Source organism: Microbulbifer sp. SH-1, assembly GCF_011326135.1.
Lineage (GTDB): Bacteria > Pseudomonadota > Gammaproteobacteria > Pseudomonadales > Cellvibrionaceae > Microbulbifer > Microbulbifer harenosus.
On the sequence record NZ_CP046948.1, the window covers coordinates 1,913,083 to 1,928,687 of the forward strand.

A 15,605-nucleotide genomic window follows, 5' to 3' on the forward strand; every position below is an offset into this window, starting at 1 on the left:
CCTAGACCCATTTCGCGCCGAATTCGTCAAATGCGGGTGGAACAACCCGCCCCGATGCGTGTTATCTCTCAGGAAATAGCTTCGGGCATGGCAATTCCCGACTTCTCCGCAAGCTTTTTCAGGTCGTCAACGATACTGGGATAAAGCTCTACCCCCTTTTCCAACTGCCTGTTTCGCAGGTGCCAGGCGCGTTTTCCTGGGATGCGCAGCGGAGTGTTGATATGACCCTCGCGCTCGCACTGTTCCCACATTTCCAGCAGCGCCGCGGTCTGCCGTAAAAAACTCTGTTCACTGCCAAATGCGCCGGGGTCGATGATCTGCAGGAACACCGAGTTCGCTTCGTCATCCTCGCTCACATCGTCCGCGCGACCATAGCCGGCTAACGCCATCGACAACACCTCGAGCATGGCGGAAAGCGCCGCGCCCTTATAGCCGTGATCCGCGCCGCCCACCGGCAGAATGCTGCCGCCATCAGCGAACGCGCGCGGATCATCGGAAAGTTGCCCGTCGCAGTCCTTGAGATACTTCCCGGGCAGTTTTTTGCCCTCGCGCGCGGCGCGCGACACATAACCGCCGGCGGTGACAGACATGCTGATGTCGAACAACAGGGGGTAATCTCCGGCCGGCGCGCAGAAGGCGATGGGGTTGGCGGAAAACAGCGGGGTCTTACTGCCCTGTGGGGATACCGTGTGTTCGGCCGGCGTGGAGCAGGTGAGGATACCCACACAATTTTGTTCGACAATTTTCGGCAGATAGGCCGCAAGGCAGGCAATATGCTGACTGCGACGCACAGTGGCAGTCACCACGCCGTGTTCGCGCACCCGCGCCAGGGCCTGATCAATGGCCCGGTGCACCACCCAGGGGCCCGGCAGAAATTCTGCATCCCAGTTAAACACATTGCCGCGGTCCGCCAGCACATGGGGCTCCCCCTGCAAGCGAGAAGCACCGGACTGCAACCACTGCAGATTGGTGGTTACCCGGTGCAGACCGTGGGTGGTGAACCCCAGCAGATCCGCCTGCAGAAACGTGTCGGCCACGACTTCCGCGCGCGACGCGTCCAACCCTGCGGAAGTAAACAGGGCGCTGGCAAACCGTCTGAGATCTTCCGCTCGGTAACGCTGGGACATGTTGTCTCCCCTTTTCTTTTCAATGTATCAATCAATGATCGGTTACTTTTCCGCGCAAGGACTTCACCTTACCGCGCTGTGACTTGTGCTGCAGGCGGCGCTCGCGCGAGCCTTTGGTCGGCTTGGTGGCGACACGTTTTTTCGGCGTTTTCAAAACACCCGCAATCAGCGCCTGCAGGCGCGCGAGCGCATCCTCGCGATTTTTTTCCTGGGTGCGAAAGCGCTGCGCCTTGATGACCACAACACCATCGGAGGAAATCCGCTGGTCCCGCAAAGCTAGCACACGCTGCTTGACCTCTTCCGGCAGGCTCGATGCCATTACGTCAAAGCGCAGGTGAATCGCGCTCGACACCTTATTGACATTCTGCCCGCCAGCCCCCTGGGCACGCACCGCGTGGAACTCGATTTCCGCGTCTGGCAGGCGGATATGGTTAGAAATAATCAACATGTAAAATACTCTGCATATTCACCCACAGACTAACCTGCGCAATCAACTATGCTCAAAGGGTCCGGTGGCAGACGATGCCAGTGACGATGTCGAGCCACACGCGCGATCAGACCAGGGGATATCCCTAGATGGATAAACCGTTAACCACCCACAAAGCCCATTTCAATCCGCCGGTATTCTACAGTGCTACCGCGGTACTCATTCTGGTAGTCGCCTACGCGGTCCTGTTTGCCAATGACGCGACCGCGCGCTTCAAGGGCGTGCAGAATTTTATCGTGCTCAACCTGAGCTGGTACTACGTGCTGGTGGTCGCGCTGATTCTCATCAGTGTGATCGGCATTGCCATATCCCGGTTTGGCGATATCAAGCTCGGGCCGGAACACTCCAGACCGGATTACGATTTCACCAGTTGGTTCGCCATGCTGTTTTCCGCCGGCATGGGCATCGGGCTGCTGTTTTTCGGCGTTGCCGAGCCGGTCATGCACTACCTGAACCCTCCAGAAGGTGAAACCGGCACCGTGGAGGCGGCGCGCCACGCCATGGTGCTGACGTTTTTTCACTGGGGATTCCACGCCTGGGCTATCTACGCCATTGTGGCGCTCATCCTCGCTTATTTCAGTTATCGCCACAAACTGCCGCTCACCCTGCGCTCCGCACTCTACCCGGTGATTGGCGATCGCATTTACGGCCCCATTGGCCACGCCGTGGATGTGTTTGCCATCCTCGGCACCGTGTGCGGCGTTGCCACCACTCTGGGTTACGGCGTGCTGCAGATCAACTCGGGGCTCAATCACCTGTTCGGCGTGCCCGTGAACGAAACAGCACAAGTGATACTCATCGTTGTCACTACGCTGCTCGCCACCGTCTCCGTGGTTGCCGGGCTCGACGCCGGCATCAAGCGATTGTCGCAGCTCAACATGGCGCTCGCCGCACTGTTGCTGCTGATGGTGCTGTTCCTCGGCAGCACGGTGTATTTGTTGCAGACATTTGTGCAGAACTTTGGCAGCTACGTTTCGGTGCTCGTCAGCCGCACGTTCAATCTCTACGCGTACGCGCCCACCGACTGGCTTGGCGGCTGGACGATTCTGTACTGGGGCTGGTGGATGTCCTGGTCGCCGTTTGTGGGATTGTTTATCGCGCGGATTTCGCGCGGTCGCACCATTCGCGAATTCGTCATCGGCGCCATGCTGGTACCGGCCATGGTCACCCTGTTGTGGATGACCATTTTCGGCAACTCCGCGATCCACATGATTCTCGACGAAGGCCTCACGTCACTGGGGGAAGTGGTGAGCAGAGACCAGTCACTGGCGCTGTTCCAGTTCCTTGAGCAGTTTCCTTTTTCCGGTGTCTTCTCGCTGGTGGCGGTCGTCATGGTGGTGGTGTTTTTTGTGACCTCCGCCGACTCCGGTGCCATGGTGGTCAATATGCTGTCTTCCCATGGCCGCGACGATACTCCGCTGTGGCAAAGGATTTTCTGGGCGGGCATCATTGGCGCAGTGGCAATTGCCCTGCTGCTGGCGGGAGGCCTCAGTTCCCTTCAGACCGCCACCATTGCCAGCGCCCTCCCCTTTTCGCTCATCCTGCTTGCGTCTATCTACGGTCTGCTCAGCGCGCTGCGCACGGAAACCGCCAAACGCGACGCGCAAAGTGCCGTCATTGCGCCGATCAGCGCGCGCAACCCCGTGTCCTGGCAGCGGCGCTTGAAAAATCTGTTGCGATTGCCCTCGCTGGTGGAAGTTCACGACTATATCCGCGACACCGGCGAACCGGCGTTGCGGGAATTCGCCAGCGAGCTGGAAAAGAACGGCTCCTCCGCGCGGGTCTCCCGCGGAAGCAACCATTATGTTTACCTGGAGGTATTTCACGGGGAAGAAGTGGATTTTCTCTACGGTCTGCACCCCAAGGCCCACCTGAAACCAGATGCCGCACCGCGTGACGAAGAGCTGGACGATACCGTCGACGACGGCGACCCGGAAAAATATTTCCGTGCGGAAGTCTATCTGATGGAGGGCGGCCAGGATTACGACGTGATGGGCTGGACCAGAGACCAACTGCTCACAGACATCCTGGCCCAATACGAGCGCCACCTGCAGTTTTTACACACGGTGCGCTAGCCCTCCACCGGCAGAGAAGATGAATGAACCAATGCAACTGCGCATGACGAAAGAAGGTAAAGCCCGATTCGATCCACCGGTGTTTTATACCGCCACCGGTATTCTATTGATACTGGTTGTCTACGCGGTGCTGTTCCCGAAAGATGCCACCGCGCGTTTCCAGAGCATGCAGGAAACCATCGTCACCTACATGGGCTGGTACTACGTTCTGATTGTGGCCATCCTGCTGGTTACCGTCGTTATCATCAGTATGTCGAGGCTCGGCGACATAAAACTGGGCCCGGAGCATGAAAAGCCCGAATACGGATTCTGGTCCTGGCTCGCCATGCTGTTTTCCGCGGGCATTGGCATTGGCCTGCTGTTTTTCGGGGTGGCGGAGCCGGTGATGCACTACCTGAACCCTCCGGACGCCAGCGCGGGCAGCGTGCAGGCGGCACGGGATGCGATGGTTCTGAGTATTTTCCACTGGGGGTTTCACGTCTGGGCAATATTCGCCGGGGTGGCGCTGATCCTCGGTTATTTCAGTTATCGCCACAATCTGCCGCTGACCCTGCGCTCCGCCCTCTACCCGCTGATCGGCGAGCGTATTCACGGGCCTATCGGCCACGCTATCGATGTATTCGCCATCGTCAGTACCGTGTGCGGTGTCGCCACTACGCTCGGCTTCGGTGTGTTGCAGATGAATTCCGGGTTGAATCACCTGTTCGGCATTCCGGTGGGTGAGGCCACCCAGGTCGTTCTCATTGTCGTCACCACCGCACTCGCTACCGTCTCGGTGGTGGCCGGGCTGGATGCGGGCATCAAACGCCTGTCGCAATTGAATATGGGGCTCGCGGCGCTGCTTTGCTTCACCGTGTTGATTCTCGGCAGCACCGTGTTTCTGTTTCAGGCGTTTGTCCAGAATCTGGGGAGTTATCTTTCCGTGCTGGTCAACCGCACCTTCAACCTTTACGCCTATGCGCCCACCGACTGGATCGGCGGCTGGACGATTTTTTACTGGGGTTGGTGCCTCAGCTGGTCGCCGTTTGTGGGCCTGTTTATTGCGCGCATCTCGCGCGGGCGCACCATTCGCGAGTTTGCCGTGGGCACACTGTTGATGCCGACGCTCATCACCATTCTCTGGCTGACGGTATTCGGCAATTCCGCCATCCGCATGATTCGCGAGGAGGGTCTGCAATCGCTCGCGGACATCATCGAAAAGGATCAGTCCCTCGCCCTGTTCCAGTTTCTTGAACAGTTTCCGTTTTCACAGGTTTTATCCGGGCTTGCCATCGTCCTGGTGGTGATATTTTTCATTACTTCGGCGGATTCCGGAGCCATGGTCATGAACATGCTGTCGTCCCACGGCCGCGACGACACACCGGTGTGGCAACGGATATTCTGGTCGGCCATTATCGGCGTGGTTGCCATAGCGCTGCTGCTCGCAGGCGGTCTAGCCTCGCTGCAGACCGCCGCCATTGCCAGCGCGCTGCCGTTTTCTGTCATTCTGTTGGTGGCGATCTACGGCCTGGTAAAAGCACTGCGTATGGACTCGGCCAAACGGGACGCACAGTCCGCGCCAGTTGCGCCGATCAGCGCCCGCAACCCCGTTTCCTGGGAGCGCCGTCTGCGCAATCTGGTGCAACTGCCGTCGCTCACGGAAGTACACGAATACATCGACGAGATTGCGGAGCCGGCGATGACGAATTTCGCCGCGCAAATGCAAAAAAATGGTTTTGTGGCTGAAGTCCGGCGGGAACAGAATGCCCGGATCTACCTGACGGTGTATCAGGGAGAGGAAGTGGACTTCGTCTACAGCATCCACCCCAGGGCACACTTGAAACCCAATGCCAGCAACGCCGACACGGTGCTCGACGACACCTTCGACGACGGCTCCCCCGACAAATATTTCCGCGCGGAGGTCCATCTCTCAGAGGGCGGGCAGGACTACGATGTTATGGGTTGGACCAGCGACCAGTTGCTTACCGACATTCTGTCCCAGTACGAGCGACACCTGCAGTTTCTACACTCGTTGCGCTGATGCGCAAGCAACGCCGGCACTGGCTGCGCCGGGTGCTTTCCAGAAACCAAAAACTGTCCAGTCACATAAACTTCCGGTGACCGCAGGTGAACCACTGGTCATACCTATTCGGCTTGGTTACTATCAAAGCGTTTCCGGCCGCCGGAAACATTCAACAAAAAAATCTCAAAAAACAATAACGATGAGCGCCTGATCGCCGCATTCCGTCTGCCGGAACGTCCGATCCGTGTGCTGTTGAGAGGAATACGTCATGCCTATTGCGCAACACCGCCTTGCGGCGGCCATCGCCTGTCTCACCCTTGCACCCGCCTTTGCCACCAGCGCTTCCGCCGACGAGTCGCCCTTTTCACAGGTCATCGCCTTCGGCGACAGTCTCAGCGATGTGGGCAACGCCGGTGTCTTCACCAGCGGCGATAACAAACAGGCGGCGATCAGCCTGCTGTCGCAACAACTGGGTCTCGGGCCGGTGACGCCATCCTGCGCCGGCATGTACCTGTGCCTGCCGGATGTGGACACAAGCCTGCCTGAGGATGAAATGCTGGCTGCGGCCCAGGCCCAGGTGCGCGGCTCTCTGTCGAGTGTCGGCGGAGGCTGGGCCGTGGGCGGTCACCGCGCCGCCGACGTGCTGCTGAATATCCTTGGCACCGAAGGTTATATGGAGTACCTGAGCGCGCAGGGCCTCACTCTGAATGGGGTCGCCCACAATTTTGCCAGCGCACTGCTTCCCGACCCCACCCGCGACACCAGCACCGGTCTCTACGCAGACCTGAATCTGCTCGGCCTGTTGTTGCAGGGCCCCGATGCCGTCGCCCAGCTGCGCGCCGGTGCCGCGCAGGCGGAAGCGGCCGGAGACAGCGATACCGCTGCCGCACTCACCGCCCAGGCGGATGCGTTACAGGCGCAAATCGACGCCGCGCCCGCAGCCACCGTTGCCAATTCCGGTATTACCGGTAATCCGCACCCGCTCGGCCTCGGCTACCTGGAAGCCAGCAATGGCCGCGCCGACGGCAAGGCACTGTACTGGATCAACGGCGGCGGCAACGATCTGTTGAGCGGTTTCAGCGCTTCGCTCACTGGCGTCATGAGCGCTGAGCAGTTCGGCGACCGTGTCGGCGTCGCCGCGACGATGCTGGCCGACGGCGCCCAGGCGCTGGCCGATGCCGGAGCCAATTACATCCTGCTATCCAATGCGCCGGACATCGGCAAGACCCCGGGCATGTATGCCGCCGTCAGCCAAGCCGTTGCCGGGAGTTCGCAAGCGGCACAACTGGCGGACGCAGTGAACGCCGGCCTGATAACCCAGGAAGAGGCCGATGCCCAGCTGAATGCCGCCATCGACGCTACCCTGGCACAGGCGAGCGCAGGAGTGAATATCTTCAACAGCACACTGATTGCCGACGCCGGAAATATTGATGGCGTGCTGCTGGTGGATCAGAACGGCGTGCTGCAGGTGTCGATCGCCAACGCCGCGGCATTGGGCTTTGATGCCGAGACGGATCACACCCGGTTCTGCTACGACGGCAGCGGCAGCTGCATCGAGCACCCGGTGTATGGCAAAAATGGCACGGCCCCGGATGCGGACCGGCTGATTTTCAATGATGCGGTACACCCCACCCAGGCCGCACAACAGGTGCTGGCCGACTACTACACCGGCGTGGTCAATGCCGCGCAGATTGCCGGGCAACTGCCAGACATCGGTGTGCAGGCGACGCGCAGCCACGTCTACGCCCTGGAGGAAAATCTGGTTAGCGCCCGCTACCGCCCCGCGCAAACCGGTGTGTTTGTCAGCGGCGTATTTGGCAGCAGTGACTACGACAGTAACTTCGCATCTTCGGTAAGCGGCGCACCCTCCGCCAGTGGCGACCGCAATGCCAGCGTGATCGGCGCCAGCTATGCGCTGCGCGACAACACCGAACTCGGTTTCGCCGTCAGCCGCTCCGAGGCGGAGCTGGACAGTGCGCTGTCTACCGTGGATTCCACTTCCACCAATTACAGTCTGTTCGCCCGCTTCCACTACAACGAGTTTTTCGTGGACGCGAGCGCGACCACAACCGACGTGGATTATGATCGCGTCGGCCGTCATATTGCCCTCGGCAGCCAGTTTGACGGCACCCTGGAAGCGAGCACCAGCGGCGAAAACCTGACACTCGACCTGATGGGCGGTATCAACATGTCCGGCGGCGTTGCCCATTACGGCCCGTTTGCCGGTGTCACCAAGGTCACCGCAGACGTAGATGGCTACACCGAAAATGCCCTCGCGGGTTTTACCTACACCGACGCCAACGGAGCCGAACAGGACCCGCTGGGCATGCAGTTTGGCGAGCAACAGCGGCGCTATACCACCCTGCGGGTGGGCGCATTTGTGGACAAAACCTGGGACAACATCAGCGCCTATGGCCAACTGTGGTACGAGGACACGACAGGTACGGAAAACGACGCGTTGGAAGTGGGTATCAAATCCATGGGGGGCAATATGAATGCGATGCCCAGCTATGCCAGTGCGGATACCGGTCTGTTCGAAAGCGGTGCCGGTGCCCTCCTCGGCCTGCGCTGGCAGGCGGCGGAAGCCATTGCCGTCAGCGCCAACCTCACCGCCCGCCCGACCTCGGAGCACGGCTCGATCAGTGTGCGTTACCGCTTCTGATTTTTTCCGTCGCGCCCGGTGAGAACGCCCTCTTCCGAGGGCGTTTTCTTTTGTAGCTGGCAAAATTCTGTCATTCTCACGCCGACTGATTTTCTGGATATCCCCATGTACCTGTTGAGCACCGAACGCCTGCAACTGCGCGAACTCACGGAAAGTGACGAAGATGCACGTTTCACCCTGGCATTGATGAGCGACCCGGACTTCCATCGCTACATCGGTGACCGCGGTGTACGCACTGTGGAAGATGCGCGCAACTATAACCTGCGAGGGCCCATCGCCATGTACCGCGACCACGGCTTTGGTATGTTGCGGGTGGAATTAAAAGACGGCACCGCCATCGGCCAGTGCGGACTGTTGAAACGGGATGGGCTCGACGATGTGGACATCGGCTTCGCGTTCCTGCCGGAGTACCGCGGCCAGGGTTATGCGCTGGAAGCGGCGCAGGCCGTCATGCAGTGGGGGGAAACCGGGCTTGGTCTCGCCCGTATTGTTGCCATCGCCACTCCCGACAACCGCGCGTCCATCGGGCTACTGGAGCGGCTCGGCCTGCACAGGGAGAGAATGATCAGGTTACCCGGCAGCAGTGAAAACCTGGTTTTATTGAGCTGGCAGGCCGGGCGGACCAAGCCCCCGCCGTGCTGTCGCTGACCACCCGATCCGCTGGCACCGGCACGGCAGGATTAAAAACCCGATTTTTTCTCGCGAGTTAAAAAAGAAAAAGCGAGCTTGCGCTCGCTTTTTCATTCCACTGCAATTATCAGTGCGCGCTGGCCTGGCCGGCGCCCTGTGGGAAGCGGATACTTTCCACCATCTCCTGAACCTCTTCCGGCGCTTCGCGGGTCACCTTGGCCACACCAATGGCAACAGCGAAGTTGATGATCATCCCCAAAGTGCCGATGCCTTCCGGGGAAATCCCGAACCACCAGCTATCCGGCGTATTCGCCGTCGGATTGATGAACTTGAAGTAGCAGATATAGGCCGCCGTAAACAGGATACCCGAAAGCATACCGGCAATTGCCCCTTCCTTGTTCATGCGCTTGGAGAAGATCCCCATGATGATCGCCGGGAAGAAGGACGAGGCCGCGAGCCCGAAGGCAAACGCCACCACCTGCGCCACAAAGCCCGGTGGGTTAATACCGAGGTAACCGGCGATACAGATAGCCACCGCCGCCGCGGAACGGGCATAGAGCAATTCCTTTTTCTCACTGATATTCGGCATCAGGTTCCGCTTCAGCAGATCGTGGGAAATCGACGTCGAGATCACCAGCAGCAGCCCCGCAGAGGTAGACAGTGCCGCAGCCACACCGCCGGCGGCCACCAGTGCAATCACCCAGGCCGGCAGATTGGCGATTTCAGGATTCGCCAGCACCATGATGTCGCGGTCGACGGTCATCTCGTTGCGCTCGTCACCGGAGTAGAACATGTTGCCGTCGGCATTCTTGTCGTTCCACTGAATCAGGCCGGTTTCTTCCCAGTTGGACACCCAGCTCGGTGCCTCTGCGTGAGGGGTACCCTGCCCGTCGGGGCCGTTGATGGTATCGATCATGTTCACACGCGCAAAGGTGGCAATGGCCGGTGCTGTGGTATACAGCAGCGCGATAAACAGCAGCGCCCAGCCGGCAGATTTACGAGCGTCGCGCACTTTCGGCACGGTGAAGAAACGCACGATCACGTGCGGCAGACCGGCGGTGCCCACCATCAGCGCGGCGGTGATAAAGAACACATCAATGGTGCTTTTTGTTCCCGAGGTGTATTCCGCAAACCCAAGCTCAGTGGAGAGACCGTCGAGCTTATCCAGCAGATAGGTGCCATCAGACAGGGTGGAACCGAAGCCCAGCTGCGGCAGCGCGTTGCCGGTCATCATGATGGAAATGAAAATCGCCGGCACCATGTAGGCAAAAATCAGCACACAGTACTGCGCCACCTGGGTGTAGGTAATACCCTTCATGCCGCCGAGTACCGCATAGAAGAACACGACCCCCATGCCGATGATAACGCCGGTGGTGATATCCACCTCCAGGAAGCGGGAGAACACCACGCCCACGCCGCGCATCTGTCCGGCCACATAGGTGAAACACACGAAGATGGCACAGATCACCGCCACGGTACGCGCCGCCTGGGAGTAGTAGCGGTCACCGATAAAATCCGGCACGGTGAATTTTCCGAACTTGCGCAGATAGGGCGCGAGGCACAGCGCCAGCAGCACGTAGCCGCCGGTCCAGCCCAGCAGATACACCGCGCCGTCGTAACCCATAAAGGAAATCAGGCCGGCCATGGAAATAAACGAGGCCGCCGACATCCAGTCCGCCGCTGTGGCCATGCCGTTCGCCACCGGGTGTACGCCGCCACCGGCTACATAGAAGTCATTGGTGGAACCGGCGCGGGCCCACAGGGCAATACCAATGTAGAGTACAAAGGTGGCACCGACGATCAGGAAAGTAAGGCTCTGTACATCCATGGTTCAGTGCTCCCCTTGCAGTTGTTGCGCGGCTGGTTGAACGGTCTCCGCCTGCGCTGCGGTCTCGTCGTCCTCGTACACGCCATACTTGCGATCCAGCTGATTCATTTTGTACACGTAGACAAAAATCAGCGCGAGGAATACGTAAATGGCGCCTTGCTGTGCGAACCAGAAGCCGAGTTTGAAGCCTCCCATACGGATCTGGTTCAGTTCATCCACCAATAAAATGCCACAGCCGAAGGACACCACAAACCACACGACCAGCAAGCTGAACATCAGCTTGAGGTTTTCCCGCCAGTAATCACTGGCCTTCTGTTTACTCTCGAAACTCATCGTCTTCACTCCATACTTATTGTTAGATTTTCGGATTTTTTATAGGCACATCAAAATACATACTGCACGGAAAACTGCATGCGCTGAAGTTTTCCTTCGTCGTCATTCAGCAGTCCGCTCACATTCTCCACCTCCTTGCTCGCGAGAATATATTCGCCACCCAAAGTCATTTTCGGCACCGGCGAATACATCAGATTCAAGTGCAGGCTCCGGTAAGCGGACGGCGTCATGTCGGAAACCGTCTCCGGGTTGTCCGCCGCAGTGGCGGAAAGCACCAGATTGCTTCGCCACTGCTCGCTCCAGAAATGCCGCAGCGCCACAAAGCCACCGCGCTGGTCGATCAATTCAATATCGCCACTGGCGGGATCGATAATACCGCCGCGGTAACTGTTCAGTCCCAGATAGCGCCCCAGCGCATTGCCATGGCTGTACATGAAACGCAGATCGTCGCGCCCCAGCTGCCATTTACCGGCGAGACTGATGGCGTAGCCCTGTTCGGACTCATTGCCACCATCGGCGCGGTCGTAGGCCAGTTCACGGCTCATGGAGGCGATGGAATAGCTGAGATCGCCAATACTGTTGTCGTAGCGCAGGATCAGATCCGGACGACTGTTGTCGTCGTAGGGATTCTCGCTCCCGTTGTAGAGTGTCGTCGCCGGGTTTTCCGCCGCAAACTGCACCTTGCCGCCCGCGAACCCCTGGGTATAGCGAATCTGGGGCTGGCGCTCAAACACGGTACCTACAGGGCCGACAAAATCCAGCCCTTCCGGCAGTGTGCCAACGTTAAAAAACGTGGACCACGCCTGGCCCGCCAGCAGTGAGCGGTCGCCGTCGATATTCCAGTTTACATAGGCGTGGCGCAGTCGCTGGGCATAGGAATTGCTGATGCGCTCGTCGCCCTGGTTGCCCGCCATCGCGTCAATCTCGATGTGGGTATCCACACTGCCGGCACCCGCTTCGGTGGAGGACTTGAAATACAGGCGGGTGGATTTCGCGTGCGCGTTGTAGTGCACATCACCGCGGTCACCGCCGATGGGAATGGTGGACGGCACCAGGAAGTCTTCCCCCAGGCTCGCGGTGGCGGCACTGCCATCGGAGTAATCAGTAACAATGCTATCGAGTTTGACGTACCCGCCGATCTGGATGTTGGTGTTGCCGAAGCCGTTCCCCGTTGACGGCTCCGGATTCTCCATCGTCTGCACTCCCTGACCGGCCGCCAACTGGTCCACTTGCGCCTGCAATTCCGCAATCCGTTTTTGCAGCTGTTCCGCTGACAACAATTCGGTCTCTGCCGCAGCCATCGCCGGCAGACCATTCACCATCGACGCCAGCGCCACTGCGCCGGCCAGTGTGCTTTTTATTATTGTTACTGACATAGCCGTTGTCCTCGCCGTTGTTTGTTTGGTTTAGCGTGAGCAATTCCAAGCAGACAACTTCAGGGAGCACTCTGGTATTCACCATTGGTCTAAATCGGCTATCGAATTCGACCAATGTCTAAATGCCCATTGGGTATATCGAGATAGTACCGCTCCTCTTATTCCCCTGCCTTTCGACTTTTGTCTAATACGACCTGTCCAAGTCCCGGTGACAGAATGCACAGCATAAGAATCTGCACTGATGAGAGGCATTCCCGTGAGCAGTCAATCAGAAACCTATTTGGTACCCGCAACCTATGCGGCTAACTCGCTGCTGGATGAAGACGGCTATTTCACACAGTACAACCGCTCAATTCAGGATCCGGAAGGCTTCTGGCGAGAACAGGCCCGGCGCATCGACTGGATCGAGCCTTTTACCCAGGTCCAGGATGTCTCCTTCGCCAGGGATGACCTGCACATCCGCTGGTTTGCCGACGGCAAACTGAATGTGGCGGCGAACTGTCTCGACCGACATCTGGAAAAGCACGGTGATGACACCGCGATACTGTGGGTGGGCGACGAACCCGGCACGCATCGCGAGATCAGCTACCGCGAACTGCACCGGGATGTGTGCCGCCTGGCCAACGGCCTGAAAAGCCTCGGGGTTAATAAAGGCGATGTGGTGACCATCTACATGCCAATGGTTCCGGAAGCCGCAGTGGCGATGCTCGCCTGTGCCCGCATCGGTGCCGTGCACTCGGTGGTATTTGCCGGCTTCTCACCGGAGGCGCTCGCCGGGCGCATGGACGACGGCCAGTCCCGTATTCTGATCACCGCCAATGCCGGCCGCCGCGGCGGCCGCTCGGTGCCACTGAAGCAGAATGTCGACAGGACTGTTGCGCTGTGCCGCGAAACCAGCGTCGAACACGTGGTGGTATTCAACTACACGGATGACGCCAGCGACTGGAACCCGGCCGTCGACCGCGACTACGCGACGTTGATTGCGGCGCAGAGTGACGACTGCCCGGCGGAAGTAATGGGCGCGGAAGACCCGCTGTTTATCCTCTACACCTCGGGCTCTACGGGCAAACCCAAGGGCGTGCTGCACACCAGCGGCGGTTACCTTACCTACGCCTCGCTCACTCACGAATATGTGTTCGACTACCGACGCGGCGAACGCTACTGGTGCGCCGCGGATATCGGCTGGATCACCGGCCACAGCTACATTCTCTACGGACCGCTGGCCAACGGCGCCACCACGGTCATGTACGAGGGCGTGCCCCACTATCCGGACGTTACCCGGGTGGCGCAGATCATCGACGATCATCAGATCAATATTCTGTATATCGCCCCCACCGCCATCCGCGCCTTGATGGCGGAGGGCAACAAGCCCGTGGCCGGCGCCAGTCTGGACAGCCTGCGCCTGTTGGGCACCGTGGGTGAGCCGATCAACCCGGAGGCGTGGAAGTGGTATCACCGCACCTTCGGTCGCAACCGCTGCCCCATCGTGGACACCTGGTGGCAGACCGAAACCGGCGGCGCCATGCTCACGCCACTGCCCGGTGCCACCCCGCTCAAGCCCGGCTCCGCCACTCGCCCGTTCTTCGGCGTGCAACCGGCGTTGGTGGATAACGAGGGCCATATTCTCGACGGCACCACTGAGGGCAATCTGGTACTGCTGGGCAGCTGGCCGGGGCAAATGCGCACCGTATTCGGCGATCACCAGCGCTTTGCCGATACCTATTTCAGTACCTTTGAAAACATGTATTTCACCGGCGACGGCGCCAGGCGCGACGAAGACGGCTACTACTGGATCACCGGTCGCGTGGACGATGTGCTCAACGTCTCCGGTCACCGCATGGGTACCGCGGAGCTGGAAAGCGCGCTGGTGGCCCACGAGGCGGTGGCCGAGGCCGCGGTGGTGGGTTACCCGCACGACATCAAGGGCCAGGGCATTTACATCTACGTCACGCTCAACAGCGGAATCGAGCCCAGCGAAGAAATGCGCAAAACCCTGCGCGACTGGCTGCGTTCAGAGATCGGTCCCATCGCCACCCCGGACGTGATCCAGTGGGCACCGGGCCTGCCGAAAACCCGCTCCGGCAAGATCATGCGGCGCATCCTGCGCAAGGTGGCGGCGGATGAATGTGATCAGCTGGGTGATACTTCCACGCTCGCCGACCCGGGAGTGGTGGAACACCTGGTGGCCAACCGCGCGGCGGCCACCGCTTAATCAGACACGGCCCCACAACGCTCAGCAGCAGACCCCGATAAAAAATAACAACAGGAAGCGGCGGGGTTTTCCCGGTACACTTTTCGTCCGACATTCTGGACCACGCGAATACGCGTGCAAGGTACCGGGAAAATCCCATCGGTTAGGGATGCATAGCGATGAACGATTACACCGAGGGCGGACACCCCGCCCGCCAATTCATTATTGCGGACGACCACCCGCTGTTCCGCAACGCCCTGCGCCTGTCCATCCAGCAGACCTTTCCCGGCGCCACCATTGTTGAAGCCTGCGATTTACAAAGCCTGCAGCAGTGCGTGGCGGAACACCCCGATTGCGATCTGCTGTTGCTGGACCTGCATATGCCGGGTGCCCACGGATTCAGCGGGCTTATTTTTCTGAGTGGCCAGTATCCGCAGTTGCCGGTAATGGTGGTATCCGCCAATGAAAAACCGGAAATCATGTGCCGCGCCATCGACTACGGCGCCTGTGGTTTTCTCCCCAAGTCCGCGCCAGTGGAACAGATTGCGGAGGCATTGCAGCAGAGCCTCGCCGGCGAAATCTGGCTGCCGCCGACGGTCGCCGAGCGCTACCAGGCGGGCTCCGCGCGGGATGTCGGCGTAGCGGATGTCATCGCAACCCTCACCCCACAGCAGTTTCGCGTCGCCACCATGCTGGCGGAGGGGTTGCTGAACAAGCAGATTGCCTACGAAATGCAGGTCACCGAGGCCACCGTAAAAGCGCACCTCACCGCGCTGTTTCGCAAGTTGGGCGTCAACTCCCGCACCCAGGCCGTACTGGCACTCAGCAGCCTGGACGTAGAAGCGCCAGGGCAATTTGCGCCGCCGCAGCAACCGGACGCCAACTCCAAGTAAA

At 59.6% G+C, this 15,605-nt stretch carries 11 protein-coding genes; 6 read left to right on the forward strand and 5 right to left on the reverse strand.

Annotated features, from left to right (window positions below; all coding sequences use genetic code 11):
- Positions 1-68: 68 nt before the first annotated feature.
- Both GNX18_RS08260 and arfB read right to left on the reverse strand, forming a co-directional pair.
- Positions 69-1,127: an Ldh family oxidoreductase gene (locus tag GNX18_RS08260; RefSeq protein ID WP_166216966.1), complete on the reverse strand. Its 1,059-nt coding sequence runs from the start codon at positions 1,125-1,127 to the stop codon at positions 69-71.
- Between the two features lie 31 nt (positions 1,128-1,158).
- The gene (gene arfB / locus GNX18_RS08265) at positions 1,159-1,575 is read right to left on the reverse strand and encodes an alternative ribosome rescue aminoacyl-tRNA hydrolase ArfB (RefSeq protein ID WP_138234041.1); all 417 of its coding nucleotides are present in this window, start codon (positions 1,573-1,575) and stop codon (positions 1,159-1,161) included.
- Positions 1,576-1,703: 128 nt separating this feature from the next.
- Here arfB and GNX18_RS08270 point away from each other — a divergent pair, with 128 nt between their 5' ends.
- The 4 genes from GNX18_RS08270 (at position 1,704) to GNX18_RS08285 (ending at position 9,001) form a co-directional block, all read left to right on the forward strand.
- On the forward strand, positions 1,704-3,689 hold the full coding sequence (locus GNX18_RS08270) for a choline BCCT transporter BetT (RefSeq protein ID WP_166216969.1): 1,986 nt from the start codon (positions 1,704-1,706) through the stop codon (positions 3,687-3,689).
- A gap of 19 nt (positions 3,690-3,708) precedes the next feature.
- Entirely contained in the window at positions 3,709-5,709 is a 2,001-nt protein-coding gene (locus GNX18_RS08275) for a choline BCCT transporter BetT (protein ID WP_240914305.1), read from the forward strand.
- A 250-nt stretch (positions 5,710-5,959) separates the two neighbouring features.
- Positions 5,960-8,353, forward strand: coding sequence for an autotransporter outer membrane beta-barrel domain-containing protein (locus GNX18_RS08280; protein ID WP_166216971.1), 2,394 nt, complete (start codon positions 5,960-5,962; stop codon positions 8,351-8,353).
- A 105-nt stretch (positions 8,354-8,458) separates the two neighbouring features.
- The gene (locus GNX18_RS08285) at positions 8,459-9,001 is read left to right on the forward strand and encodes a GNAT family N-acetyltransferase (protein ID WP_166216974.1); all 543 of its coding nucleotides are present in this window, start codon (positions 8,459-8,461) and stop codon (positions 8,999-9,001) included.
- A gap of 109 nt (positions 9,002-9,110) precedes the next feature.
- Here GNX18_RS08285 and GNX18_RS08290 read toward each other — a convergent pair whose 3' ends face one another.
- The 3 genes from GNX18_RS08290 to GNX18_RS08300 are packed head-to-tail and all read right to left on the reverse strand — an operon-like array spanning position 9,111 to position 12,520.
- Complete coding sequence (locus GNX18_RS08290; RefSeq protein WP_166216976.1) at positions 9,111-10,811, reverse strand: sodium:solute symporter family protein; 1,701 nt, start codon at positions 10,809-10,811, stop codon at positions 9,111-9,113.
- Positions 10,812-10,814: 3 nt separating this feature from the next.
- Positions 10,815-11,144 carry a DUF4212 domain-containing protein gene (locus GNX18_RS08295; RefSeq protein ID WP_138234035.1) on the reverse strand — a complete coding sequence of 110 codons (330 nt, stop codon included), beginning with the start codon at positions 11,142-11,144 and terminating at the stop codon, positions 10,815-10,817.
- A gap of 50 nt (positions 11,145-11,194) precedes the next feature.
- Positions 11,195-12,520 carry a DcaP family trimeric outer membrane transporter gene (locus GNX18_RS08300; RefSeq protein ID WP_205828097.1) on the reverse strand — a complete coding sequence of 442 codons (1,326 nt, stop codon included), beginning with the start codon at positions 12,518-12,520 and terminating at the stop codon, positions 11,195-11,197.
- Between the two features lie 256 nt (positions 12,521-12,776).
- Between GNX18_RS08300 and acs the strand changes: the two genes are divergently transcribed.
- Complete coding sequence (gene acs / locus GNX18_RS08305) at positions 12,777-14,732, forward strand: acetate--CoA ligase (protein WP_240914306.1); 1,956 nt, start codon at positions 12,777-12,779, stop codon at positions 14,730-14,732.
- A gap of 158 nt (positions 14,733-14,890) precedes the next feature.
- Complete coding sequence (locus GNX18_RS08310) at positions 14,891-15,604, forward strand: response regulator transcription factor (protein ID WP_166216981.1); 714 nt, start codon at positions 14,891-14,893, stop codon at positions 15,602-15,604.
- The last annotated feature ends 1 nt before the right edge of the window (position 15,605 follow it).